At 71.2% G+C, this 25,574-nt stretch carries 22 protein-coding genes and 1 pseudogene; 5 read left to right on the plus strand and 18 right to left on the minus strand.

The genetic code is table 11. The features are described from left to right. Positions 1 to 178: 178 nt before the first annotated feature. The 4 genes from OG214_RS08465 to OG214_RS08480 form a co-directional block, all read right to left on the minus strand. The gene (locus OG214_RS08465) at positions 179 to 994 is read right to left on the minus strand and encodes an ATP-binding cassette domain-containing protein (protein WP_405984372.1); all 816 of its coding nucleotides are present in this window, start codon (positions 992 to 994) and stop codon (positions 179 to 181) included. Next, on the minus strand, positions 991 to 2,067 hold the full coding sequence (locus OG214_RS08470; RefSeq protein ID WP_405984373.1) for an ABC transporter permease: 1,077 nt from the start codon (positions 2,065 to 2,067) through the stop codon (positions 991 to 993). Before OG214_RS08470 ends, OG214_RS08465 begins: the two co-directional genes overlap by 4 nt. Further along, positions 2,064 to 3,080 (minus strand): sugar ABC transporter substrate-binding protein, encoded by a 1,017-nt coding sequence (locus OG214_RS08475; protein ID WP_363082547.1) that lies wholly within the window; start codon positions 3,078 to 3,080, stop codon positions 2,064 to 2,066. Before OG214_RS08475 ends, OG214_RS08470 begins: the two co-directional genes overlap by 4 nt. A gap of 143 nt (positions 3,081 to 3,223) precedes the next feature. Further along, a complete protein-coding gene (locus tag OG214_RS08480; protein ID WP_363082548.1) occupies positions 3,224 to 4,027 on the minus strand; it encodes a GntR family transcriptional regulator in 804 nt (267 codons plus the stop codon). Between the two features lie 101 nt (positions 4,028 to 4,128). On the opposite strand from OG214_RS08480, the gene OG214_RS08485 reads away from it, so the two are divergent. Beyond that, entirely contained in the window at positions 4,129 to 5,133 is a 1,005-nt protein-coding gene (locus tag OG214_RS08485) for a Gfo/Idh/MocA family oxidoreductase (protein WP_363082549.1), read from the plus strand. Between the two features lie 219 nt (positions 5,134 to 5,352). On the opposite strand, the gene OG214_RS08490 is transcribed toward OG214_RS08485, so the two are convergent. From OG214_RS08490 to allB, 5 genes are all read right to left on the minus strand, one after another. Then, complete coding sequence (locus OG214_RS08490; protein ID WP_382851617.1) at positions 5,353 to 6,546, minus strand: cytochrome P450; 1,194 nt, start codon at positions 6,544 to 6,546, stop codon at positions 5,353 to 5,355. Positions 6,547 to 6,550: 4 nt separating this feature from the next. Continuing rightward, a complete protein-coding gene (locus OG214_RS08495; RefSeq protein ID WP_405984374.1) occupies positions 6,551 to 7,246 on the minus strand; it encodes a response regulator in 696 nt (231 codons plus the stop codon). Further along, on the minus strand, positions 7,243 to 8,466 hold the full coding sequence (locus OG214_RS08500) for a sensor histidine kinase (protein WP_405984375.1): 1,224 nt from the start codon (positions 8,464 to 8,466) through the stop codon (positions 7,243 to 7,245). The genes OG214_RS08495 and OG214_RS08500 overlap by 4 nt, the downstream gene beginning before the upstream one ends. Before the next feature lie 158 nt (positions 8,467 to 8,624). Next, positions 8,625 to 9,818, minus strand: a complete 1,194-nt coding sequence (alc, locus tag OG214_RS08505; protein ID WP_363082560.1) for an allantoicase — start codon at positions 9,816 to 9,818, stop codon at positions 8,625 to 8,627. A 47-nt stretch (positions 9,819 to 9,865) separates the two neighbouring features. Next, positions 9,866 to 11,203, minus strand: a complete 1,338-nt coding sequence (gene allB, locus OG214_RS08510) for an allantoinase AllB (RefSeq protein WP_405984376.1) — start codon at positions 11,201 to 11,203, stop codon at positions 9,866 to 9,868. 421 nt (positions 11,204 to 11,624) lie between these two features. On the opposite strand from allB, the gene OG214_RS08515 reads away from it, so the two are divergent. Then, complete coding sequence (locus OG214_RS08515; protein WP_405984377.1) at positions 11,625 to 12,428, plus strand: IclR family transcriptional regulator; 804 nt, start codon at positions 11,625 to 11,627, stop codon at positions 12,426 to 12,428. 171 nt (positions 12,429 to 12,599) lie between these two features. Here the strand turns inward: OG214_RS08515 and OG214_RS08520 are convergent, their stop codons facing one another. Then, positions 12,600 to 12,935 carry a DUF5955 family protein gene (locus OG214_RS08520; RefSeq protein WP_363082555.1) on the minus strand — a complete coding sequence of 112 codons (336 nt, stop codon included), beginning with the start codon at positions 12,933 to 12,935 and terminating at the stop codon, positions 12,600 to 12,602. A gap of 244 nt (positions 12,936 to 13,179) precedes the next feature. Here OG214_RS08520 and OG214_RS08525 point away from each other — a divergent pair, with 244 nt between their 5' ends. Continuing rightward, positions 13,180 to 13,815 (plus strand): NTP transferase domain-containing protein, encoded by a 636-nt coding sequence (locus OG214_RS08525; RefSeq protein WP_405984378.1) that lies wholly within the window; start codon positions 13,180 to 13,182, stop codon positions 13,813 to 13,815. 296 nt (positions 13,816 to 14,111) lie between these two features. Continuing rightward, positions 14,112 to 15,743, plus strand: coding sequence for a malate synthase A (gene aceB, locus OG214_RS08530; protein WP_405984379.1), 1,632 nt, complete (start codon positions 14,112 to 14,114; stop codon positions 15,741 to 15,743). A gap of 98 nt (positions 15,744 to 15,841) precedes the next feature. Here the strand turns inward: aceB and OG214_RS08535 are convergent, their stop codons facing one another. From OG214_RS08535 to OG214_RS08560, 6 genes are all read right to left on the minus strand, one after another. Next, the gene (locus OG214_RS08535; protein ID WP_363082558.1) at positions 15,842 to 16,636 is read right to left on the minus strand and encodes an ABC transporter ATP-binding protein; all 795 of its coding nucleotides are present in this window, start codon (positions 16,634 to 16,636) and stop codon (positions 15,842 to 15,844) included. Beyond that, complete coding sequence (locus tag OG214_RS08540; protein WP_405984380.1) at positions 16,633 to 17,508, minus strand: ATP-binding cassette domain-containing protein; 876 nt, start codon at positions 17,506 to 17,508, stop codon at positions 16,633 to 16,635. Before OG214_RS08540 ends, OG214_RS08535 begins: the two co-directional genes overlap by 4 nt. Next, positions 17,505 to 18,437: an ABC transporter permease gene (locus OG214_RS08545; protein WP_405984381.1), complete on the minus strand. Its 933-nt coding sequence runs from the start codon at positions 18,435 to 18,437 to the stop codon at positions 17,505 to 17,507. The genes OG214_RS08540 and OG214_RS08545 overlap by 4 nt, the downstream gene beginning before the upstream one ends. Continuing rightward, on the minus strand, positions 18,434 to 19,399 hold the full coding sequence (locus tag OG214_RS08550) for an ABC transporter permease (RefSeq protein ID WP_363086238.1): 966 nt from the start codon (positions 19,397 to 19,399) through the stop codon (positions 18,434 to 18,436). The genes OG214_RS08545 and OG214_RS08550 overlap by 4 nt, the downstream gene beginning before the upstream one ends. 103 nt (positions 19,400 to 19,502) lie before the next feature. Next, entirely contained in the window at positions 19,503 to 21,020 is a 1,518-nt protein-coding gene (locus OG214_RS08555) for an ABC transporter substrate-binding protein (RefSeq protein ID WP_405984382.1), read from the minus strand. Between the two features lie 77 nt (positions 21,021 to 21,097). Continuing rightward, positions 21,098 to 21,829 (minus strand): DUF1684 domain-containing protein, encoded by a 732-nt coding sequence (locus OG214_RS08560; protein WP_405984383.1) that lies wholly within the window; start codon positions 21,827 to 21,829, stop codon positions 21,098 to 21,100. Between the two features lie 184 nt (positions 21,830 to 22,013). Between OG214_RS08560 and OG214_RS08565 the strand changes: the two genes are divergently transcribed. Then, on the plus strand, positions 22,014 to 22,628 hold the full coding sequence (locus OG214_RS08565; protein ID WP_363086075.1) for a TIGR03086 family metal-binding protein: 615 nt from the start codon (positions 22,014 to 22,016) through the stop codon (positions 22,626 to 22,628). A 271-nt stretch (positions 22,629 to 22,899) separates the two neighbouring features. On the opposite strand, the gene OG214_RS08570 is transcribed toward OG214_RS08565, so the two are convergent. Then, the gene (locus tag OG214_RS08570; protein WP_405984384.1) at positions 22,900 to 25,068 is read right to left on the minus strand and encodes a hypothetical protein; all 2,169 of its coding nucleotides are present in this window, start codon (positions 25,066 to 25,068) and stop codon (positions 22,900 to 22,902) included. 56 nt (positions 25,069 to 25,124) lie between these two features. After that, positions 25,125 to 25,499, minus strand: a pseudogene (locus tag OG214_RS08575) (winged helix-turn-helix transcriptional regulator); the annotation flags it as partial. Positions 25,500 to 25,574 lie beyond the last annotated feature (75 nt).

Raw genomic sequence — 25,574 nt, forward strand, 5'->3', positions numbered from 1 at the left:
CCCGTCAGGTGCGGCCCGGCGGCGCCGTCAGGTCCGGCACGGCGCCGCGCGCTCGTACGGGGTCCGTACGGGGTCCGTACGAAGGCCGTACGGCGTCGCTACGGACCTGGGCGGCCCGGCGCGGACCGCCCCGCGGACGGATCGGCGGACGGGTGATGTGTCGGCTGACGTGTCGGCGTCAAGGGGTGCCGTCCGTGGCGCGCTCCAGTTCATGGCTCAGCTCCTCCAGCTCCGAGCCGCCCGCCATCTCACGCGTCAGCTCGTCGAGAGTGACCGAGCCCTTGGTATGGCTCCCCGACATGATTCCGCGCTTGAGCATGATGAACCGGTCGCCGACCAGAAAGGCGTGGTGCGGGTTGTGCGTGATGAGCACCACACCGAGTCCCGCGTCACGTGCGGCGGCCACATATTTGAGCACCACACCCGACTGCTTCACGCCGAGGGCCGCGGTCGGCTCGTCCAGGACCAGGACCTTCGCCCCGAAGTGGACGGCGCGGGCGATGGCCACACACTGGCGCTCGCCGCCGGACAGCGTGCCGATCGGCTGGTCGACATCGCGCAGATCGATGCCCATCCGCAGCAGCGCGGCACGGGTCGTCTCCCGCATCAGCCCGACGTCGAGCCGCTTGAAGGGACCGCTTCCCCTCGTCGGCTCGGACCCGAGGAAGAAGTTGCGCCAGACCGGCATCAGCGGCACGACGGCGAGGTCCTGGTAGACCGTGGCGATACCCCGGTCCAGCGCCTCGCGCGGCGAGGCGAGCACGGTCTTCTCGCCGTCGATCAGGAAGTCCCCCGCGTCATGCCGGTGCAGCCCGGCGATGATCTTGATCAGGGTGGACTTGCCCGCGCCGTTGTCGCCCAGTACGCAGCTGATCCCGCCCGCGCGCACCTCCAGCGAGACGCCTTCCAGGGCCCGGATATTGCCGTAGTACTTACTGACGTCGACCAGTTCGACCAGCGCACCGCCCGCCGCCGTCACGCCGTCCGCCGTCATCGTGTCGCCTCCGCACGCTTGCGCACCCACGCGTTGAGCAGGGTGGCGAGAAGGAGCATCGCTCCGAGGAAGAACTTGAACCAGTCCGGGTTCCACTCCGCGTAGACGATGCCCTTGCTGGTCATGCCGAAGATGAACGCGCCGACCGCGGCGCCGACCGCCGAACCGTAGCCGCCGGTGATCAGACAGCCGCCGATGACGGCCGCGATGATGTAGATCAGCTCGTTGCCGACGCCCTCGCCGGACTGGACGACATCGAACGAGAACAGCAGATGCTGCCCGGAGACCCAGGCGCAGAAGGCCACGCCCATGTACAGCCCGATCCTGGTCCTGGCGACCGGCACGCCGACCGCGCGGGCGGCCTCGGCGTTGCCGCCGACCGCGAAGATCCAGTTGCCGAAGCGGGTCCGCAGCAGGATCCAGGTCGCCAGCGCCACCAGCGCCGCCCACCACAGGATGGTCACCTTCAGCTCGACATCGCCGACGGTGAGCTGGGAGGCGAAGAGCTTCCTGGCGGAGGGGAAGCCCTCCATGTTCGCGATGGTCTTGGTGGAGACCGTGTCGCTGATCAGCTTCGTCAGTCCGAGATTGAGCCCGGTGAGCATCAGGAAGGTGCCCAGCGTGATGATGAAGCTGGGCAGTTTCGTACGGGTCAGCATCACCCCGTTGAAGGCCCCGAGGGCCAGGGTGACCAGCAGGGACACCCCGACGCCGACCCAGACGTTCGCCGTCATCTGATAGCTGAACATCGAGGAGACCAGCGCGGAGCTGGTGACCATCACACCGGCGGAGAGGTCGAACTCTCCGCCGATCATCAGCAGCGCCACCGGGACGGCCATGATCCCGATCGTGGAGGCCGCGTACAGGACGGTGCCGAGGCTCGACGCCCTCAGGAACGAGTCCGCGAAGACCGAGAAGAAGAGGAAGACGGCGATCGCGCCGACGGCCGCGCCCAGTTCGGGCCGGCCCAGCAGCGTACGCAGCGGGGAGACGCGGAGCAGACGCTCGTCGCCGCCCCCGGTCCTGTGCGGCCCCTCCGGCCGGCCGTTCACCGGTGGCGCGGTCGCGGTCATCGGGTGCCCCGCTCCGTGTACTTCGCCAGCGCCCCGGCGTCCTTCTCCGTGACGATCTGCGGTCCGGTGAGGACCGGTCGCCCGCCGCCGAGCACATCGGCGTTGTAGCGGTAGAGCCAGAGCAGGTCCACGGCCTCGTACCCCTGGAGATACGGCTGCTGGTCGACGGCGAAGCCGAGCGTCCCGGCCGTGAGCGCGGAGGCGACCTTGGCGTTCAGATCGAAGGTGTCGATCTCCGCCTCGCTGTTCGCGGTCTCCTTCGCCTTGACGGCGGCGTCCGCGAAGGGCGCGCCGAGGGTGACCACGGCGTCGATGCTCCGGTCCGCCTGGAGCTTCGCCTCGATGGACGCCTGGACGTCCGGCATGTTCGTACCCTCGACATAGAGGTTCTGGAGCTGACCGCCGAAGGCCTTCTTGGCTCCCGCGCACCGCTGCTCGTGGCCGACGTTGCCCTGTTCGTGGATGACACAGAGCGCCTTCTTCCTGCCGCGCCTGTCCAGTTCCTCGCCGACGGCCTCGCCCGCTATGGACTCGTCCTGGCCTATGTGGCTGAGCGCGCCGAACGCCTTGGACTGCTCGGCTCCGGAGTTCACCGTGATCACCGGGATACCGGCCTTGACCGCCTTGGCGACGACGTCCTTCATCGCGTCGGGCTTGGCGAGGGTGACGACGAGCCCGTCGACCTTCTTGTCGATGTAGGACTGGACGAGCTGGGCCTGCTGCTGGCCCTCGTCGCTGTGCGCGTAGAGGAAGTCGATGTTGTCCTTGACGGCCGCCTGCTCGGCGCCGCGCTGGACGATGTCCCAGAAGGTGTCGCCGTCGCCGGAGTGGGTGACCATGGCGACGGTCCACTTCGGGGTGTCCACCGCGGCCCGCCCCTGGGCGGCGGCCCGCTGGGCGCGCTCCTCCGCGCGCTTGCCGCCCGTGCTGCTGCATCCGGCGAGGGCCGAGGCCCCGAGCACCGCCGCCACCACCGCGCTCAGCGCGCGTACCCCTGTCCGAACCGTTGCCACGACGCCGTGCCCTTCTGCTGAAGTCCTCGGTACGGCCGGGGTGCGTACAGATCCGGCCCGGCCGCCCAAGTATCGGTCATGTCCGTTCGCCGGGTGGTCATCGGGTGTCCCACCGGACGTCTCACAGGCGCGCTACGACCGCGCTACGACCGTACGAGGAGCTGGAACTCGAAGGCGTACCGCGACGCCCGGTAGATGTGCGAACCGAACTCCACGGCCCGCCCGGTGTCGTCGAACGTGGTCCGTTCCATCGTGAGCAGCGGCGCGCCCGCGGGCTCCGCCAGCAGTCCGCCCTCCTCCTCGGTGGCCGCCCGCGCCCCGACCGTCTGCCGGGCGCTGTGCAGGGTGATCCCGGCGGAGCGCATCATCCGGTAGAGCCCGGTGGCCTCCAGTCGCTCCGTGTCGCAGTCGATGAGATGGGACGGCAGATGGTTGCGCAGCCGGGCCATCGGCTCGTCGTGCGCGTACCGCAGCCGCTCGATGAGCTGTACGTCCGTGCCCTCGGCCACGCCCAGCGCGGCGGCGACCTCGGCGGTGGCCGGCTCGACCGTGTTGCGCAGTACGCGCGTGGCCGGGCGCTGACCCGCCGCCTCCAGATCGTCGTAGAGGCTGCTCAGCTCCAGCGGGCGCTTGACCTGGCTGTGCACGACCTGGGTACCGACGCCCCGGCGGCGCACCAGCAGTCCCTTGTCGACCAGGGACTGGATGGCCTGCCGCACGGTGGGACGGGAGAGCCCGAGCCGCCCGGCGAGTTCGATCTCGTTGCCCAGCAGGCTGCCGGGGGCCAGTCTGCCGCGCTCGATCGCCGCCTCCAACTGCTGCGAGAGCTGGTAGTAGAGCGGCACGGGACTGGTGCGGTCGACGCCGAGCTGGAGCGGCGGGGCGTGCTCCGCCTCCGGTCCGGGCGTCTCCTGTCCGGCTTGGGCTGGTCTCGGCTGATGAGGCACGGGCCGAGCGTAGTCGCACTGATTGTTGACGGGAAGTCGTGAGGTCAGATTGTCAGGACAAATGCTTGACATGGTGAGGGTGTACGGCCACCTTTGGGGCCATGCGCATCGGACTCATCGGCACGGGCCGTATCGGCACCTTTCACGCGGACGTGCTCAGCCGCCATCGCGAGGTCGGCTCCCTGGTTGTCGCGGACACGGATTCCGCACGGGTGGCGGAGGTCGCCGACCGTACGGGGTCGACCGCCGCCCCCTCCGTCGACGAAGTGTTCACCTGGGGCGTGGACGCCGTGGTGATCGCCTCCGCCACCTCGTCCCACGCCGATCTGATCAGCCGCGCGGCCCGCGCCGGGCTGCCCGCCTTCTGCGAGAAGCCGATCGCCCTCGATCTGGCCGGGACGCTCGGCGCGCTGCGCGAGGTGGAGTCGGCGGGCACGGTGCTCCAGATCGGATTCATGCGCCGCTTCGACGCGGGGTACGGCGCCGCGCGCGAACTCGTACGGTCGGGCCGGCTCGGCCGGCTGCACACCGTACGGGCGATCACCTCCGACCCCGCGCCGCCGCCCGCCGCGTATCTGCCGCTCTCCGGCGGGCTGTACCGCGACTGTCTGGTGCATGACTTCGACATCCTGCGCTGGGTCACCGGACGCGAGGTGGTGGAGGTCTACGCGACCGGCTCGGACGGCGGGCCCGGGATGTTCCGGGACGCGGGGGACATCGACACCGCGGCGGCGGTGCTCACCCTCGACGACGGGACGCTCGCGACCGCCACGGCCACCCGGCGCAATGGCGCGGGCTATGACGTACGGATGGAACTGGCCGGTGAGCGCGACCAGTTCGCGGTCGGTCTCGACGACCGCACGCCGATCACCTCGACCGAGCCGAAGGGCCCGCCGCCCTGCGACAACCCATGGCCGGGCTTTCTGGAGCGGTTCGCCCCGGCGTACGAGGCGGAGCTGAACGCCTTCCTCCAGGTGGTCAACGGCGAGCTGGACAATCCGTGCGACGGCAGGGAGGCACTGCACGCGCTGCGGATCGCGGAGGCGTGCGAGCTGTCCCGGCGCGAGCACCGGCCGGTCGCACTGGCGGAGATCCCCGCGGACTGAGGGGTTTCCGCGGACCGGCCCGCGGACCGAGGGGAGTCCCCGCCGGCCGAGACCGAGGGGAATCCCGTCGGCCGAACGACGGACCCACCGCGCCGGGGCCACGACGGACCCCCGGTGCGGTGGAACGGGCATCCCGTCCGGGGTGCGGTGGAACGGGCATCCCGTCCGGCCGGTCCGTCATGGCGCCGGCCGACCGGACAGGGCGGGCCTACGACGCGTCTACCAGCGCACCGGCAACTCGCGCACTCCGCGGATGAGCATGCCGGGCAGCCACTCGTACGGGCCCGCCTCCGGGTCGAACGCCAGCCCGGGACAGCGCTCCAGCAGCGCGCGCACCGCGATCCGGCCCTCCAGCCGGGCGAGCGGGGCGCCGATGCAGAAGTGGATGCCGTGCCCGAAGGCGAGATGCGCGGGGCCGCGTCCCGGCGTCGCCGAGCGGCGTATGTCGAAGCTGTCCGGATCGGGGAAGCGGGTGGGGTCGCGGTCCGCCGAGGCGAGCGCGACCAGAACCGTCTGCCGGGCCGGGATCTCCGTGCCGCCGTACGAGACGGGCTCCCTGGTGAACCGTATGGTGCTGGTCTCCACCGGTCCCTCGTAGCGCAGCGTCTCCTCGATCGCCCCGTCGAGCAGGGAGAAGTCGGCGCGCAGCGCCGCCAGTTGACCGGGATGGGAGAGCAGCGAGCGGACCGCGTTGGAGATCAGATTGACGGTCGTCTCGTGTCCGGCGATGAGCAGCACATAGGCCCAGGCGCGCAGTTCGGCCGCGGACAGCCGGTCGCCGTCCTCCGCGCGGGTGCGCAGCAGCGTGGAGAGCAGATCGTCGGCCGGGGCGGAGCAGCGCTTGTCCTCGATGAGTTCGTCGAGATACGCGCACAGGGCGATGGTGTTGTCGCGCGGGCCGGTGGGGGTGGTCGGCGCGACGATCTCGTTGGTCCAGGCGCGGAAGGTGTCACGGTCCGCGTGCGGCACCCCGAGCAGTTCGCTGATGACGGTGATGGGCAGCGGGAATGCCAGCGCGTCCACGAGGTCGGCGTGGCCGGCCGGGACCATCGCGTCGAGCAGTTCGTCGGTGATCCGCTGGACGCGCGGGCGCAGCGCCTCCACCCGGCGCGGGGTGAACTCGGGGGCGACCAGCTTCCGCAGCCGGGTGTGGTCCGGCGGGTCGAGGGTCAGTACGTGCGGGCCCATGATCGCCTCGTCGCCCGGCTCGTACCCCATGGTCGCGGGCGCCTTGGACAGCCGGGAGTCGGCGAGGGCCGAGCGGCCCTCCTCGTACCCGACGACCAGCCAGAAGCGGTTGCCGTCCGGGCCCACCACCTCGTGCACGGGCCCCGCCTCGCGCAGCTTCGCGTAGTACGGATAGGGGTTGACATTGAAGTCCGGGCCGTAGTCCGCCAGTTCGATGACCGCCATCGGATCAGCCTACGTGGCCGCTCCCCGGGCCGGGATCACCGATGGCCGGATCCGCGTCATGCACCAACAGGGCGATCTGGACACGGTTGTTGAGACCGAGTTTGGCCAGGACGCGGGAGACATGGGCCTTGACGGTGGGGACGCTCATATAGAGCTCGGCGGCGATCTCCGCGTTGGACCGGCCCCGGCCGACGGCGAGCGCGACCTCCCTCTCCCGCTCCGCGAGGGCGGCGAGCCGGTCCGCCGCGTGGGCCCTGCGGCCGCCGGGAACCGCCCCCGTCCCCGCCACCTGGATCATCAACTGGCGTGTAACAGCCGGTGAGAGCACCGGATCCCCGGCCGCCACCCGCCGTACGGCGGTGACGATGTCGGCGGGCGGGGTGTCCTTGAGGACAAAGCCGGCGGCTCCCGCGCGCAGCGCCCGTACGACCTGCTCATCGGCGTGGAAGGTGGTCAGGACGAGGACCTCCGGCGCGTGCGGGCGGCGGCGCAGCGCCTCGGTCGCGGCCAGACCGTCCAGGACGGGCATCCTGATGTCCATCAGCACCACATCGGGCGCGGTCCGTTCGACCAGGGCCGGGACCTCGGTGCCGTCGGAGGCCTCCCCCACGATCTCGATGTCGTCGGCGCCGCCGAGCATGAAGGTCAGTCCGGCGCGGACCAGCGGGTCGTCGTCGACGATGATCAGCCGTATGGTCATGCGGTCCACGGTAGCCATGCCCGGAGGCTGAATCCGCCGTCGCCGGTGGCTCCGTGCTCGAACCGGCCGCCCGCCAGCGCGGCGCGCTCGGTCAGCCCGATCAGCCCCTGTCCGGATCCGGGCACCCTGGGGACCGTGCCCCGGGGCGCGGAGTTGCGTATCTGGACGGTGAGTCCCTTGCCCGCTCCGCCGCTCACCTCGACGACGGCCTCGGTGCCCGGCGCGTGCTTCCTGGCGTTGGTCAGACCCTCCTGGGCGATACGGAAGGCGGTGCGGCCGATGGCCGCGGGCACGGCCGACGGGTCCTCGACCCGGCTGTCGAGGGTGACCTTCATCCCGGCCTCCCGCGACTCGGCGACCAGGGTGTCGAGGGTGGCCAGGGTGGGCTGCGGCCGGTTGCCCTCGTCGGCGGGCGCCCGCAGCACTCCGATGATCATGCGGAGGTCCTGGAGGGCCTCGTGCGCGCTGTCCCTGATCACACCGGCGGCCCTGGCGACCTCGGGCGGCGGTGCGTCGGGCCGGAATTCGAGGGCGCCCGCGTGGACGCTGAGCAGCGTCAGCCGGTGGGCGAGCACATCGTGCATCTCCCGGGCGATGGCCTCCCGGGCGAGCCGCTGGGCCTGCTCGGCCCGGAGTCCGGCCTCGGCCTCCGCGCGTAGCGCCCGCTCACGCAGGGCGACGAAGAGCTGGCGCCGGGACCGTACGAGCATGCCCCAGCCGGTCACCAGCAGAACGAGGACGGCGGTCGCGATCACGGAGACCACCACGGAGGCGCCGGGCTCGGGGCGTATCAGCGCCTGCACGCTTCCGCTCAGGAACATCAGCCCGGCGACCATCAGGACGGGCCGCAGCGGCCGGTGCACGGCCACGCCGAACAGGGCGAGCAGCGAGGCCCCGCTCATGACCGGGGCCGGCATGCTGAGCACGGCCAGCGCGACGGCCAGTCCCACCGGCCAGCGCCGCCGTGCCCACAGGGCGCAGCAGGCGATCACACCCGTCAGCAGGTCGAGGAGGACGACGGTCTCGGTGTTGCCCGCCCGCTCGCTCGACTCCAGGGCGAGCAGACCGATACCGGCCGCGAGAAGGAACATCGACAGGTCCACGGCCCAGTCGCGCACGGTACGGCGCGGCCTGGGCGCGCCCCGGTCACCGGGCAGCTCAGGCCCTCGCGGGTCGGTCATCGCCGAGGGAAGCAGCCAGGGGAGGTCCGTCCGTGTCATATCGACGAATGTACGGATGTGGCGGTGGCGGCGGAGCCCCGTGGCGGCCGGACGAGACCAAAGTCGCGCAGGTCACGACTTTCGGAACGCTCCCGCCGCCCGGGGCGTACCCGCGGTGACGTACGCCCCGTGGACCGGCCGGGAGGCCGGTCACAGCGCTACCCGTCCAGTTCCCGGTGGCGGGCCGTGAGGCGCCGCGCGCCTTCCTCGGTGAGGGAGCCGAAGAGCCGCAGCCGGGAGATACCCCCGTCGGGGTAGATGTCGATCCGTACCTGGGTCGCCACCACGGGTTCGGGCAGGACGAAGCGGTGGTTCGTGTCGGGCTGGAGCCGGGTCCTGGGCAGGATCTCGGTCCATTCGCCGGTCCCGTCGCCGGGCGCCCCGCTGTCGGACGGCCCCGCGTCGCGTACGGACAGCGCCGCCCAGCCCGCCGCGTTGCCCTTCAGATACGCGGTGTCGATCTCGACCGCGCGGATCTCGGCCTGCTCCGCCAGCCGGTAGCGGATCCAGTCGTGGCCCTTGTCCCTGCGCCGCCGGGTCTCCCAGCCGTCGTCCATCTTGCGCGAGCGGCCGGGCCGGATGGTGTTGGCGGCGGGCGAGTAGAAGCGGTCGGAGGCGTCCTCGACCCGGCCGCCGTTCTCCAGCGCGAGGACATCGAACGTACCGAGGACGCCGAGCCAGCCGGGATCGGGCGCGACCTCGCCGTACACCCGCAGCCGGGCGATCCCGCCGTCGGGGTGCTGACCGACCCGGAGATGGGTGAAGCGCCGCTCCGCGTCGACCGTGAAACCGTTGGCGGCGTGGCCGCCGATGGGCGTACGGGGCACCAGTACCGTCCACTTCACCCCGTCCGCGAGCAGTTCCCCGGGCGACGGGGAGCCGGGCAGCGAGACGCCCTCCACCGAGACCGCCCGCGGATAGTTGCCCCTGAAGTGCGCGGTGTCGACGACGATCCCGCGGATGACGCCGGGGGCCCCGAGCCTGATCAGCGCCCAGTCGTGGTCCTCGTCGGCGGGATGCGGCCGCTCCGCGCCCGTACCGCGTCTGCGCCGGGTCTCCCAGCCGTCCATGATCTTGCCCTTGTGCCCGAAGCGCTCGGGGTCGAACTCCGCGCGCTCCGGCTTCAGCAGATTCTCGCGCTCCGCGAAGAACTCGTCGTTCGCGGCGACGACTCCGGCGCCGAGCCGCCGGTCCGCGAGATCGGTGAGGTGCGCGAAGGGGAAGTCCGCGGTGCGGTAGTCGGCGTACGGGTCGCCGCCGCCGTACGGCCGGGCGTCACCGGTGAAGGAGGGCGCGACGAAGGCGGGCGGGGTGCGGGCGTGGGAGGCGGGCGGGGAGGGACCGGACGACACGGCGCCCCGGGCTTCGGCCTCGGCTTCGGCTTCGGCTTCGGACAAGGTCAGTCGTTCCTTTCGAGCAGTCGGCCGGAGGGTTCGGCGAAGGCGCCGTCGTGGAGGATCCGGGTGCCGCGCAGCCAGGTCGATCCGACGACTCCGTACAGGCGCTTGCCCGCGTACGCGGTGACCTGGTTGCGGTGGTGCAGGGCGGCCGGGTCCACGGTGAAGGCCGCGTCGGGCGCGAGCACCACGAAGTCGGCGTCGCGGCCCGCCTCGACGGCGCCCTTACGGGTCAGTCCCGCGAGCGCGGCGGGGCCCGCCGACATCCAGCGGACGACGTCCTCCAGCGTGCGGCCCCGTGCGCGCGCCTCGGTCCAGATCGCGGGAAGACCGAGCTGGAGCGAGGAGATACCGCCCCAGGCGGCGGCGAAATCGGGCGTCTTCAGATCGGCGGTGCAGGGCGAGTGGTCGGAGACGACACAGTCGATGGTGCCGTCGGCGAGTCCCTGCCAGAGCGCGTCCTGGTTCGCGGCCTCGCGGATCGGCGGACAGCACTTGAACTCCGTCGCCCCGTCCGGCACCTCCTCTGCCGTGAGGGTGAGGAAGTGCGGACAGGTCTCGACGGTGATCCGCACCCCCGCGCGCTTGGCCGCGGCGATCAGCGGCAGCGCGTCCGAGGAGGAGAGGTGGAGCACATGCACCCGGGCGTCGAGCCGCCCGGCCAGCGCGACGATTCCCTCGATCGCCGCGTTCTCGGCGCCGCGCGGCCGGGACGCCAGGAAGTCGGCGTACGCGGGACCGCCGCGCCGGGGCGCGGAGGCCAGCTCATGGGGATCCTCGGCGTGGACGATCAGCAGTCCGCCGAAACCGGAGATCTCGGCCAGTGAACTCCCGAGCCGCTCCTGGTCCAGCTCGGGGAACTCCTCCACCCCCGAGGGCGACAGAAAGCATTTGAAGCCGAAGACCCCGGCGTCGTGCAGCGGCCGGAGATCCTTGCGATTGCCGGGGATCGCGCCGCCCCAGAAACCCACGTCGACATGGGCCTTCGTACGCGCCACGCGCTGTTTGACGCGGAGATGGCCGACGGTGGTAGTGGGCGGCAGGGAGTTGAGGGGCATGTCCAGCAGCGTGGTGATCCCGCCGGCCGCGGCGGCGCGGGTGGCGGTCCAGAAGCCCTCCCACTCGGTACGCCCCGGATCGTTCACATGGACATGGGTGTCGACCAGTCCGGGCAGGACGACATCGTCCCCGACGTCCTCCAGCCGGGCGCCCGCCGGCGGCTGGGCACCGTACGGCAGGACGGCCTCGATCCGTCCGCCGGCGACGGCGACGGAGGCGGCCCGTGTCCCCTCGGGGGTGATGACGCGTGTCGACCGCAGTACCAGGTTCACCTCGGACACCTGTGCCCTCACTTCGCTGTCGCCCACTTCACTGCCGCCGCTGTCGCCGCTGTCTCCGGCGAAGCACGCGTTCGAAGCATGAATTCAACGAACTGTTGAAGGAGTCTTCACTCCGGATCCCGGCCCGTCAAGACCACATTTCCAGGGCACCCGCCCAGGACGGACCCCGCCGCGCTAGACTGGGTCACTTCCATGAAGCGGAAATGAGATTTCACCAAGCAGAATACCAACAGAACTACCGCCAGAACACGGACAGAGCCCGGCCGGAACGCGCGCAGGCGTCACTCGGCCCCGCGCAGGCGTCACCCGGCCCCGGAGGGACCAGCTGACCGGCGGAGACGCCCTTCGGTCGGCCCCTGCCTGGCCGCACGGCCCGGTAGGCTGCCTGTTCGGCCCCACCTGCTCCGAAAGGACCGTTGACGTGCCGTCCTCCAGCGCCAGTACCGCCGACGCCGGCAAATCCGCCTCCGCCAGCGGCGGCGTCCAGTCCCTTGAGCGCGCCTTCGACCTGCTCGAACGGATGGCGGACGCGGGCGGCGAGGTCGGCCTCAGCGAGCTCTCCGCCAGCAGCGGACTGCCGCTGCCGACGATCCACCGGCTGATGCGCACCCTGGTCGCCTGCGGCTATGTGCGCCAGCAGTCGAACCGGCGGTACGCGCTCGGCCCGCGGCTGATCCGGCTCGGCGAGTCGGCGTCCCGGCTGCTCGGCACCTGGGCCCGGCCGTATCTGGCCCGGCTGGTCGAGGAGACCGGCGAGACGGCGAACATGGCGCTGCTCGACGGCGACGAGATCGTCTATGTCGCGCAGGTCCCGTCCAAGCACTCGATGCGGATGTTCACCGAGGTCGGCCGCCGGGTGCTGCCCCACTCCACGGGTGTGGGCAAGGCGCTGCTCGCGCACGCGCCGACGGAGGAGGTCCGCGCCCTGCTCGCCCGTACGGGTATGCCGGCCGCCACCGAGAAGACGATCACGACACCCGAGGGCTTTCTGGAGGCCCTGGAACTGGTGCGCAGGTCCGGATACGCGGTCGACGACAACGAGCAGGAGATCGGGGTCCGCTGTCTGGCGGTGCCGGTGCCCAACTCCCCGACGGCGGCGGCCATTTCGATCTCGGGACCGGCGGGCCGGGTCACGGAGGAGGCCATGGGGAAGATCGTGCCGGTGCTCCAGGAGGTGGCACGGGATCTCTCGGAGGTGCTGGCGAGCACGACGGCACAGGGCTGAGCCGGCCGAGGACCGGGTGTGTGCGGCGGCCGACCTGTCCGTCCGGGACCCCGTCCCCGCCTCGCGGTCCGGGACACCGTTCCGCGCAGATGGCCGGGCGGGCCACCGCGCGGCCCGCCCGGCCGATCCACAGCACCAGCTCTCCAGGTCGCCCCGGCGATCGGGAACGCGCTACCGGCGCGGCCGGGGCGCCTCTCCGAAGAGGTCGACCGCGTTCCGTACGCCCATCAGCGCCGGTCCCAGCGCGCTGACCGAGCCGATCGAACCCACGATCAGCAGCAGCGAACGGCGCATACGGGAGACGTCCGGAGCACCGTCCGCCACCATCACGGCCAGCGCCGCCAGTTCGTCCTCCGCGATGGCCCGGTCCCTGAACTCGACCGGATAACCGGCCAGTTCACGCCGGAGCCGGGAAACGGCTCCGTCCAGACCCGCCACTCTCGGGTCCTCGCCCTTCTCTGTCACCGGCTTCTCTGTCACCGGCGTCTGCCCCACGCTCTGCAACAAAGCTTCCCCCCCTTGCCCCTCGTGCCCGCACATTCTTGTGTCGGCACACCTTCGCGCTGACATTCCGGTTCCCGGACGGTGGTCAAGCGCCAAGGTTCGCGGGCAAGTTAACGCCATTCCGCGCGGTACGCGCCACTCCAGGGACGGAATACAGCGGGAATCCGAGTGGAATGGGGACAGAACACCCGATGATCACGGCGAACAGATCTCGGCACACCCCGCGCGTATGAGGTATGCAGGGGCCATGGCAGGGACGGACAACGACAGCACGGGCGCTCGCGATGCCATGGACCGGGCCGTCGCCGGACTGCTGCTCGCCGCGGGCGGCGGACGCAGACTGGGCGGCCGGCCGAAGGCACTGCTGACCCACCGGGGCCGCCCGCTGGTCGAGCACGCCGCGCGCACCCTGCGCGAGGGGGGCTGCGCCCCGGTGCATGTGGTGCTGGGGGCCGCGGCGGACCGGGTACGGGACCGGGCCGAGCTGGCGGGATGCGTGCTGGTCGACAACCCCCGATGGACCGACGGCATGGGGTCCTCGCTTCGCGCGGGGCTGACCTCGCTGCTCGGTACGGACACGGGGGCGGCGCTCGTCCTCCTGGTGGACCAGCCGGGGGTCGGCCCGGCGGCGGTGGCCCGGGTGCTGGCCGCGTACACCGGTCCCGACGCGCTCGTGTCGGCCGCGTACGACGGACAGCGCGGCCATCCCGTACTGTTCGGCGCCCGCCGGTGGGCGGAGATCGCGGCGGATGCGGACGGCGACCGCGGGGCACGCGGTTATCTGAGGGCGCATGAGAGCGACATCGTTCTGGTCGAGTGCGGGGATGTCGCGCAGGCGTACGACATCGACACGGAGGAGGATCTGTCGCAGCTGGATCAGTAGGTCCTGTCCGGGCGGACAGGACCTGGGCCCGACGGACCGCGCGGTGGGCCTCGGGAGTGCTTCGGTCTCCCCTGGCACTCGGCGTCATGATCTGTCGACCCGGAGACTCTCGACATCAACAGACCATTGAACTTCCACCATGAGGAAACTACTATCCACAGGTCAGAGCGTCCGACCCCTCGGCCGACGCCCGCGACCGTATCCCGGCGCCATGGCACCCCGTGCCGTCCAAGGTGAACCGCCGGCCGCCGGGCGCACCCCCCGCGAAGGCCCCCCGCGAAGGAGAGTGACAGCTCATGTCCGCACCAGCGCCGTCCCCGGCGGCCGTCGTCGACGCCGAACCCCTGCCCCGGCAGGACGAGGTGCTCACCGACGCAGCCCTCACATTCGTGGCGGAGCTGCACCGGCGGTTCACTCCCCGGCGCGATGAACTGCTCGCCCGCCGTGGCGAGCGCCGCGCCGAGATCGCCCGTACCGCCGGTCTGGACTTTCTGCCGGAGACGGCGGCGATCCGCGAGGACGAGAGCTGGCGGGTCGCCCCCTCGCCCGCCGCGCTCGACGACCGGCGGGTGGAGATCACCGGCCCGACGGACCGCAAGATGACCATCAACGCGCTCAACTCGGGCGCGCGGATCTGGCTCGCGGACTTCGAGGACGCCTCGGCCCCCACCTGGGAGAACGTGGTCCTGGGCCAGCTCAATCTGATGGACGCCTACGCGCGCCGTATCGACTTCACCGACCCGCGCTCCGGCAAGTCGTACGCCCTCAAGGACGCGGACCGACTGGCGACGGTCGTGATGCGGCCGCGCGGCTGGCATCTGGCGGAGCGCCATCTCCAGGTGGACGGGGTGCCGGTGCCCGGCGCGCTGGTCGACTTCGGTCTGTACTTCTTCCACAACGCGAAGACCCTGATCGAGCTGGGCAAGGGCCCGTACTTCTACCTCCCGAAGACGGAGTCGCATCTGGAGGCCCGCCTCTGGAACGACGTCTTCGTCTTCGCCCAGGACTATGCGGGCATTCCGCGGTCCACGGTGCGCGCGACCGTGCTGATCGAGACGATCACCGCCGCGTACGAGATGGACGAGATCCTCTACGAGCTGCGCGACCACGCCTCCGGGCTCAACGCGGGCCGCTGGGACTATCTCTTCTCGATCGTGAAGAACTTCCGTGACGGCGGTGCCAAGTTCGTCCTGCCCGACCGCAACGCGGTGACGATGACGGCCCCGTTCATGCGCGCGTACACCGAACTGCTCGTCCGTACGTGCCACAAGCGCGGGGCGCACGCCATCGGCGGCATGGCGGCCTTCATCCCGTCCCGGCACGACGCCGAGGTCAACAAGGTCGCCTTCGAGAAGGTCAAGGCGGACAAGGACCGCGAGGCCGCCGACGGCTTCGACGGCTCCTGGGTCGCCCATCCGGATCTGGTGCCGATCGCGATGGCCTCCTTCGACGCGGTCCTCGGCGACCGGCCCCACCAGAAGGACCGGCTGCGCGAGGACGTCTCCGTCGCGGCCGGCGATCTGATCGCCGTCGACTCGCTGGACGCGAAGCCCACGTACGAGGGCCTGCGCAACGCCGTCCAGGTCGGAATCCGGTACATCGAGGCCTGGCTGCGCGGCATGGGCGCGGTCGCGATCTTCAATCTGATGGAGGACGCGGCCACGGCGGAGATCTCCCGCTCCCAGATCTGGCAGTGGATCAACGCGGGTGTGGAGTTCGAGCACGACGGGCGGACCCTGCGGGCCACTCCGGAACTCGCCCGCGCGCTCGCCGACGAGGAACTGACCGCGATCCGCGCCGAGATCGGTGACGAGGCCTTCGCGGCCGGGAAGTGGCGGCAGGCCCATGATCTGCTGCTGACGGTGGCCCTGGACGCCCACTACACGGACTTCCTCACGCTCCCCGCGTACGAGCAGCTCCGCGGCTGAACCGTCGGACCCGGGCGCGCCCGGCGCTCTGGGCTCCAGCCTTGAGCTCCGAGCTCCGGGCTCCGGGCGGTCGGGCGGTCAGTCAGTCAGTCAGACGGTCAGGCTTCTTCCGGCGCGGGAAGCCTCGGCACGCTGGCGATCAGCCGCCGCGAGTAGGGATGGGAGGGCGAGCCCAGGACCGAGGCCGTCTCCCCCTGCTCCACGATCCGGCCGTGCTCCAGCACCGCCGTCCACTCGCAGAGCGCCGCCACCACCGACAGATCGTGCGAGACCATCGCGATGGTCAGCCCTCTCGTCTCCTTCAGCTCGATCAGCAGATCCACGATCCTGACCCGGGTGGTGACATCGAGAGCGCTCACCGGCTCGTCGGCCAGCAGTACCCGTGGCTCGCACACGGTGGCTCTGGCGATCGCGATGCGCTGCCGCTGGCCGCCGGAGAACTCGTGCGGATACCGGCCCGCCGCGTCCGCGGGCAGACCGACGGCCTCCAGCGCCGCGGCGACCCGGGGATCGTCGCCCCTGGATCCGCTCAGCCCGAGCGAGCGCAGGGGCTCCGAGACGATCCCGCTGACCCGCTGACGGGGGTCGAGCGACGAGTACGGGTCCTGGAACACGCTCTGTACGCCCCGGCGGAAGCGGCGCATCAATTCACGGTCGCGAAGTCGGAGTTCGTCCCCGTCGAACAGGATCCGTCCGCTCGTGGGCCGGGTGAGGCCGAGCAGCAGCCGGAGCACCGTGGTCTTGCCGGCACCCGACTCACCGACCAGTCCGACGCTGCGGCCGGCGGTGATGTCGAGCGAGACACCGTGCAGCACGGGGGGCGAGCCGCGATAGGCGAAACCCGCGTCACGCGCGGACAGGACCGCCGGGGCGGCGGGGAGCGGGGCGGTCATCGGACGATCCGTTCCAGTGCGCTTTCGAGATGCCGGGCGCTGTCCACCAGGTCCCGGGTGTAGGGGTGCCGGGGGCGGCGCACGATGTCGTCCACGCTCCCGGACTCGACGGCCGATCCGTCCTTGAGCACCAGGACATGGTCGGTCACGGCGGAGACGACCGCCAGATCATGGCTGACGAACAGCAGCGCCATGTCCCGCTGGGCGACCAGTCCGTCCAGCAGCGCCAGCACCTCCGACTGGACGGTGACGTCCAGGGCGGTGGTGGGCTCGTCCGCGATCAGCAGGGCCGGTTCACAGGCCAGGGCCATGGCGAGCGCCACCCGCTGACGCTGCCCGCCGGAGATCTCGTGCGGATAGGCGCGGATGATCCGCTCCGGCTCGGGAAGCCGTACCTGGTCGAGTGCCTCCTCCACCGCGCGGCGCAGCGCGGCTCCGCGCAGCCCGCGCCACCGGCGCAGCGGCTCGGCGATCTGGCCGCCGATCCGCATCAGCGGGTCGAGCGCGGTGAGCGGCTCCTGGAAGACGACCGTGGCGGCCCGGCCGCGCAGACCGGTCAGCCGCTGCTCGGTCGCGCCGATGACCTCGGTGCCGGGTCCGTCCGCGGCCGGGCGCAGGACGACACTGCCGGAGGCGGTCATCCCGGGCGGCAGCAGGCCCAGCACGGCGAGCGCGGTGAGGGACTTGCCGGAGCCCGACTCGCCGACCAGTCCGAGCCGGGAGCCGGCGCCGATCGAGAACGACAGATCCGAGACCAGGGCCCGGCCCTGGTCGGTACGGATCGTCAGCCCCCTGGCTTCGAGCACCTTCGCCTCGGGCGTCCGGGGGTCGGACTCCCGCGCGCCGGGCGCCTGCGGGTCGGGTGTGTTCATCGGGTCCTCCGCCGGGTCGGGTCCAGCGTGTCGCGCAGCCCGTCGGCGATCAGATTGACCCCGACGACCAGCATGACCAGCAGCACTCCGGGGGCGATGACCCCAGTGGGAGCGGTGAATACGGTCGCCTGTGCCTCGTGGAGCATCCGTCCCCAGGAGGCGTTCGGCGGCGGGGCGCCGAGCCCCAGGAACGACAGACTCGCCTCGGCCATGACCGCGAGACCGAACTGCTGGGCGAGATTCACCACCAGGGTGGGCCAGATGTTCGGCAGCACATGGCCGGTGATGACCCGTGGCCATGACGTTCCCGAGGTGCGGGCCGCCGTGATGTAGTCCTGGGCCAGCACCCGCTTGACCAGGATCCGGGTCAGCCGGGCCACCACCGCGGTCATGGCGAGTCCGATGGCGAGGACGGCCGAGCTGAGCGAGGCCGACCGGGCCGCCACCATCAGCATGGCCAGCAGCAGGGTGGGGAAGGCGATCAGCACATCCAGCAGCGTGGAGAGGGTGTCGTCCAGCCAGCGGGTGGCGAAGCCCGCGGCCAGTCCGGCGCAGACGCCCAGAGCCGCGCCGATCGCGATCGCGCCGAGACCGGCCTCCAGGGCGATACGCGCGCCGGTCATGAGCTGGGTGAGCAGATCGCGGCCGAGTTTGTCCGTGCCCAGGAGATGCGGCAGCCCGGGTGACATGAGCCGGCCGCCCGTGGTGTCGTCGGGGGCGTACGGCACCCAGAACAGTGAGACCAGCGCGATCGCGACGATCAGCCCCACCAGGACGCATCCGGCCGCCAGCGCCGGCGAACGACGCCTCCGTACGGGCCCGGAGCCCGGACCGGAGCCCGGCCCCGGGACCGGACCGGAGGCCTGGCCCGAGGTCTCCCCCGAGGGCTGCCCCGAGATCTTGGCGACCGCCTCGGTCCGCTCGCTCATCGGGCACCTCCCGACAGCCGGCCCCGCAACCGGGGATCGATGAGCCGCTGCGCGACATCACTGAGGAATCCGATGACCAGCACGGCGAAGGTACTCACGAAGAGCACCCCCTGGACCGTGGGGTAGTCGTGCTGGGCGACCGCCTGCGCGAGCAGACTGCCCAGACCGGGCAGTGCGAACACCGTCTCGACGACCACCGCGCCCAGCAGGGTCGTGGCGAGTTCGATACCGAGGACCGAGACGACCGGTACGGCGCCGTTGCGCATTCCGTGGCGCCACATCGCACGGTGGAAGGACGAGCCCAGCGCCCTGGCCGTACGCAGATAGTCGCTGCCGAGGACATCCAGGGCGGCGGACCGTACGTACCGGATGAGCGAGGCCGACATCACCAGCGCGACGGTGATCACCGGCAGGGTCAGTGAGGTGAGCGCCTCCCCCGGCCGCGCCCAGCCGTCCTGCGGAAAGCCGCCGGCAGGCAGCACTCCGAGGCGCAGCGCGAACACGGTGATGAGGATCATCCCGATCCAGAAGACCGGTACGGCGATGCCCAGTTGGGAGATTCCGCTGATCAGCGTGCCGTACCAGGTGGCCGAGCGGTGGGCGGCGACAAAACCGACGGGGACCGCGATCACCACGGCGAGCAGGAACGAGAGCAGTGTCAGCGGCACGGTGACATCGAGCCGGGAGGTGATCTCGGGGGCGACCGGCAGCGAGCTGATGAACGAGTTCCCCAGGTCGAAGGTGGCCAGCTGGCCGAGCCAGGTGACGAACTGCTCGGGCAGCGGCCGGTCCGAGCCGATCTCATGCCGGGCCGCGGCGATCTGCTCCGGGGTGGCGCCGACGGAGAGCAGGGAGTTCGCGGGATCGCCGGGCAGCAGCCGTAGCAGCAGGAAGATCACCACGCCGGCCAGGAACAGGGAGCCGACCAGGAAGGCCAGCCGCCGCAGCAGGTACGAGATCATCAGGGAGGAGGACCGATCGACGGGAACGGGGATATCGACCACAGCGGGGGTTCCGCCGTGCGGGTCCGGTGGGGCGACCGGACCCGCACGGCGGCGGAGGGCATCAGCTCTTCTTGATGCCGTAGGCGTAGAACTGCGAGTTGAGACCGTTGAGCGGGTAGCCCGACAGCTTGGTGGAGGCCACCACGATCTGCGGGTAGAGATACAGCCAGTCGCTGGCCGCGTCCTGCGCGATCTGCGTGTTGACCTTCTTCAGCAGCGCCGTCTGCTCGTCGGTGGTGTCCGACTGCTCGGCCTGCTTCACCCACTCGGTGACCTGCTTGTTGTCATAGCCCCAGTAGAAGTCCGGGTCCCCGTACCAGACGATGTCGCGGTCGTTGACATGCTCCTGGAGCGTCGCGCTGAAGTCGTGGTTCTTGTAGACCTTGGTGTACCACTCGTCCGGCGTGATGATGTTGATCTTGACATTGATACCGACCTTGGCCAGCTCCGACTTGATGAAGGTGGCGGCCGTCGGGTGCGGGTCGTAGTTCGGGGTGTCGAGCGTGAAGTCGAAGCCCTTGGCGTAGCCGGCCTCGGCGAGCTGCCGCTTGGCGAGCGCCTCGTCGTACGGGTTGACCTTGGTGAGGTCCTCGTACCAGGGGTCCGTCGGCGGGACCATCGAGCCGATCAGTGTGCCGTGCTCGCCCCACACGGATTCGAGCAGCTTCTTGTTGTCGATCGCCGAGCTGACGGCCTTGCGGACCTTGACGTTGTCGAACGGCTTGACCTTGTCGTTGAAGGCCAGCAGCAGCTTGGTGGTCGACTTGCCGTCGTTGACCTTGTAGGCCGGGTTGCTCTTGAACTGGTCGAGGGCATCCGGGCTCTGCTCGCTGGTCACCACGTCCACGGCGTTGGTGAGCAGCGCGTTGTTGAGGGCGGTGGCGTCCTTGTAGTAGTGGAAGACGACCTTCGCGTTGGTCGCGGGCGTGCCCCAGTAGCCCGCGAAGCGGTCCAGGCTGAGCGCGGAGCCCCGGGTCCACTTGTCCAGCTTGTAGGGACCGCTGCCGTCCTCCGAGGTCTTGAGGTCCTTGGCCTCGGAGTTGATGATCCACACATAGCTGAGGTTGTAGACGAACGAGATCGACTTGGACGACAGCGTCACCTCGACCGTGGCCGGGTCGGGGGTCGCGATCGACTTGATCATGTCGAAGCTGCTCTTGCGCGCCGACTGGGAGTTCTCGGCGGTCACCTTCTCGATGCTGTACTTCACATCCGCGGAGGTGAGCTTCTTGCCCGAGTGGAAGGTGACACCGTCGCGCAGCTTGAAGGTGTACGTGAGGCCGTCCGGGCTGACGGTGTAGTCCTTGGCGAGCTGGTTCTCGACCTTGCCGCCGTCGGTGAGCTTGAACAGCCCTTCGTAGACATTGCCGTTGAGCGCCTCGGTCACGCCCTGGCCGCCGCCTCCGGTGTTGTCCAGATTCTGCGGTTCGTAGAGCGATCCGACGCCGATCGTCGCGTTCTTGTCGAACGAGCCGGCGGGTGTGGTGTTCTTGCTGTCGGTTCCCGAGCCGCAGGCGGTGAGGGCCAGGGACAGGGTGACCGCCAGGGTGCCGCCGAGCAGCGGTACGGACTTTCTCATCTCTTCTACTCCAGATCAACGGCCGGACGGAGGTCCCGCGAGGGGCGACGGGTCCGGCTGTGGTGCCGTGGGTGAGCTCAGTGGACGGTGTAGCCGCCGCGGAAGACCGGGATCTTCTCGCCCGCCTCGACGGGCAGGTTCAGCCGGTTCTGCCGGGGCGGCAACGGACAGTTGTACTGAGCGGAGAAGCCGCACGGCGGCACGAAGGCGCGGTTGAAGTCGAGTATCACGGTCTCGCTCTCCCCCTCGTGCGGGACGAACAGGAAGCGGCCCGCGCCATAGGTGTCATCGCCGTTGGTCGGGTCACCGAAGACCAGGAGGAGCGTCCCGTCGTCGTCGAAGGCCGACAGTGTGTGGTCCACGCCGTCCAGTGTGACGTGGATGTCGCCGGGGACGACCAGTTCCCGGCTGCCTCCGCTGTCCCTGATGTGCTCGAACGGCACACGCCGGTCGGAGGCGACGGGGGTGAAGGCGGCCTCGACCACCCAGTCGGGGTGGAACGGATAGGCGTCGATATGTGAGAAGTGCCGCACCGCCGGGGCGTCGGCGTCCCAGAAGCGCAGGGCGTGCTCCGGCTCGCCGGTGTGGAGATTGGTCCGCCCCACTGTGGTGACCGTCACACCGTCGGACACCGTGGCGCGCGCCGACTCCTCGGCCGCGTCGGCGCCGGGAGCCAGCCAACGGGTCTCGACCAGCGCCAGATTGCCGAGGGGCCCGGTCACGGCGGTCTGCCGTGAGGCACGCCAGGCGTCAAAACCAGCCTGGGCGGCGGCTATGGCCGCCGCGGAAGCGCGGGTTTGTACGGACATGCGTAACTCGCTCCGGTCTGCGTAAAAGGTTCGATCCGGCGCGCGTTGTCGCTGTCGGGTCTGGAACGAGTGGATCGTACATGCGAGGGATTATTTCCAGCCATATTCGACCACCCTTCGAGACAACCGTCCCAAATCCGTTCGTGTCCGATGAGTTCCGGCGACGGGACCGGTCGACCTCTGTATGGATACGAACTTCAAGACCGCCCCATTCGATCTCGGTCCCGTCTGCCGGACCGTGGCCGGACTGGTGGGTGGTATCAGCGAGGAACAGCTCACCGGGCCCACGCCCTGTCCCGCGTACACCGTGCGGGAACTGCTCGGGCATCTCGCCGGGCTGACCGTGGCGTTCCGGGACGCGGCACGGAAGGAGCTGGGACCGACGACGGACACCCCGCCGGACGACGCTCTGCCCGTGCCGCCCGACGACTGGCGCGAGTCGCTGCCCCGGCAGCTCGACGAGATGGCGGAGGCCTGGCGGTCGCCCGGGGCGTGGCAGGGCGGCACCCGGGTCGGCGGGGTCGAGCTGCCGGGGGAGGTGACGGCGGTCGTGGGGCTCAACGAGGTCCTGGTCCACGGCTGGGACCTCGCGCGGAGCACGGGTCAGGAGTACGCGCCGGACGAGGCGGGCCTGCGGGTCTCGTACACGATGCTGGCCGACGCGGCGGCGTCGGCGCAGAGCGGTCCTGGACCTGACGGGCTGTTCGGCCCGCCCGTCGAGCTGCCCGGGGACGCCCCGCTGCTGGACCGGGTGATCGGTCTGAGCGGCCGGCGCCCGGACTGGCGGCCGGGGGCGTGAGACGGGCGGGTCCGGACCGCCGCCCGGAGGCCGGGGGGCCTGGCGGTCGACCGGTCCGGACCCGCTCTCCGGGGCTCTCCCCCCGAGGCCCCATGACCTTCCGGCACCCATGCCCCTTCCGGCACCCAGGCGTGTGAGCTTCCGGCACCCGGGCGTATGACCTTCCGGCACCCGGGCGTGCTGTCCCGTCGGCCGGCGCCTGACCAGCGCCGGTCGACGGGCCATGGCGTCCTTGTGCGCGGGCCGCGGGGTCAGGAGGCCATGGGGGCGGTCAGGAGGCCGTGGACGGGACCGCCGCCGGACCGGCGGATATGGCTCCGGCCCCGCGGAGCAGTGCGCGGGCGGCTTCCTGGAAGAGGGCGTCGGCCCTGACCACACCCAGGGCGCTGCCCGGCCACCAGACACGGCGGTCCCGCTCCGCCAGGTCGGCGAGACGGTCGAGGTGCGGCCCCGACAGGGTCTCGGGGCCGAGGGCGGCGAGCGCGTCCAGGGCCCCCATCGCGTCGGAGTGGCTCTCGGCGGAGTCCAGGGCCGCGTCCGCGAGATCCGTACGGTCCAGGCCCGACGGGTCCACGGCGAGCAGGGCCAGAACCGCCGACGGCGCCAGTTCGGGGTCGTCCAGGCCCTCTTCCAGGGCCGGGCGCAGCGGAGCGCCGGCGGGGCCGAGGAGGGCGGCGGCGCGCGCCGCCCGTACGAGCGTCCAGCGCGCCCAGTCGCTGTCCGCCTCCTCCAGTACGCCCGCGATCAAGGGCACCACGTCGTCCGCCTCGCCGGTCAGCCGCCACAGGGCGAGGGCGAGTTCCAGATCGGCCTCCATGCGGGGGACCGTCCTGTCTCCTCCGTCCGTGCCGGGAGCCGCCCGGAGAGAGGGCAGCAGTACGGCGGCGTCCCCGCCCAGGCCGTCGATGGCGCCGGCGGCCTCCTTCTGCCGGTGGCAGTCGCCGGTGGCCAGCTCGGCGGCGAGAACGGTCAGCAGCGGGCCGCTGTCCCCGGTGAGCCCGTGCAGTGCGCGCGCCGCCGCGAGGCGCCCCTCCTCGGGCCCCGTCGCCGCGGCCTCGCGCAGCGGTCCGACGGCCTTCACGGGATCGGCCGCCGCCAACGCACGCGGTACGAAGACGGGGAAGCGCCCCCGCGCCGCGAGGAGTTCGGGGAACGCGGGCGCGGCGCGCTCGCCCCAGCTGGTCAGCAGCCGGGTGAGATGGATCGGCTCGTTCCCCGTGAGATCCGGATCGGCCAGCCGGGCCCGGACGGCGGTCAGCAGCTCCGGGTCGTACGGGAACGGCGCGGCGCTCCCCCGCTCCGGGAAGCCGACGGCCGCCCCGAGAGCCGCCGGACGCTCGGGCAGATCGCGTGCGAGCAGCGGGGCCGCCCGCTCCGGGTCGATCCGGGCCAGCGAGGCGAGCGCGCGGTCCGCGAGCTCGCCGCCGCCGGAGGCGAGGGCGGCCAGCGCCGGACCGGCCGGAGCCGCGTGCGCGCCGAGCTTGTCGAGCGCGGTGAGCACCGAGCGGACCGAGCGGACCGAGGACGGGTCGTCCAGCAGCCCGGTCAGCGGAGCCGCGAGCCGGGCCGGGGCGCCACGCGAGAACTCGCAGGCCGCTTCCGCCGCCCAGAGGGCCTCGGCCCGTGTCTCGCTGTCCGGGGCACGCAGCGCGGTGTCGAGCAGGGAGAGCACCGCCTCCAGATCGGCGGCGGTCTCCCGGTCCAGCAGGGTGTCCACGATGTGCCGGAGGGGCTCCATCCGGTCCAGGTCGAAGCGGTCGGCGACCAGTCCGTCGAGCGGGAGCAGGGACAGCACGGCCTCATGGTGCGCGGATGTCCAGGGCAGCCCGGCGTCCAGACAGCCGAGGACCGCAGCGATCCGCAGCTCCCCCGGCTCCCCGGCGTCGAGCGCCGCCGACACCGCGTGCGCCGCGCCCGCGGGGTCGAGAAGCACCGTCGCGCCCAGCAGTTCGGCCCGTACGAGCGTGTCCTTCTCGCGCTCCCCGCGCCGCCGCAGCACCGGAAGGACCGGCTCCACAGCTCCCGTCCTGGCCGCCGCCCAGACCGCGGCCTGTCGCAGCCGTGCGTCGTCCGCCTCGACGAACGGCAGGATCAGGGGCAGTTGGGCGATGACGGCCGCCCGGCAGTCACCCGCCTCCGAGCCGTCCCCCTCGTCCTCGCTCTCGGCTATCCCGCCGAGCAGAAGCAGCAGTTCGGAACTCCGCACCCCGGCGGCGGCCAGCCCCGCCAGATAGGGCACGGCACGCGCGGTGGCCTCGTACACCGAGCCCTGGTGGAAGATGCTGCCGTACAGCTCGCTCAGAGCCTCCGACGCCTCTTCCTCGTCCTCACCCGCCAACCCCCGCAGCAGCTCGGGCACATCCTCCGCGCCGCCGTAGGCGTGTTCGAGCTCGGCCCACGGCTGAGCGTCCAGATCGGCGAATACCTGTACGAGATCCATGACCGGAATCGTGTCATGGGGGTCTGACAACGGACCGCGTTCAGACCGCGGCCGTGCGCCTCGTCGTACTCCGCCCGCGACTCGGCGATCGTCACCCGGTGGCGCTCGGCCCAGTCCGTCAGTCCCAGCAGCGAGGCGTGCAGTTCGCGGGCGACCGCGGTCAGTTCGTACTCGACCTTGGGCGGGGCCGTCGGGTGCACCGTACGGATCAGCAGCCCGTCGCGCTCCAGATTGCGCAGGGTCAGGGTCAGCATCCGCCGGCTGATGCCCTCGATGGAGCGCTCCAGTTCGGTGAAACGGATCGGTCCATGGGCGGTGGCGATGATGATCAGGACGCTCCACTTCCCGGCGACCCTGTCAAGAACTTCCCGCACCGGACACGCCTGCGCGTGCACGAGCTGGGTTGTTACCCGCGTGTTCCCTTGGGACATCGAAGTGCCTCCTTACCGGCGGCTCGGCGGCCGCCCACGATAACCCCTGTTACATATCGTGCACCTTTGGAGGTC

This window comes from Streptomyces sp. NBC_00872 (genome assembly GCF_045161915.1).
Lineage (GTDB): Bacteria > Actinomycetota > Actinomycetes > Streptomycetales > Streptomycetaceae > Streptomyces.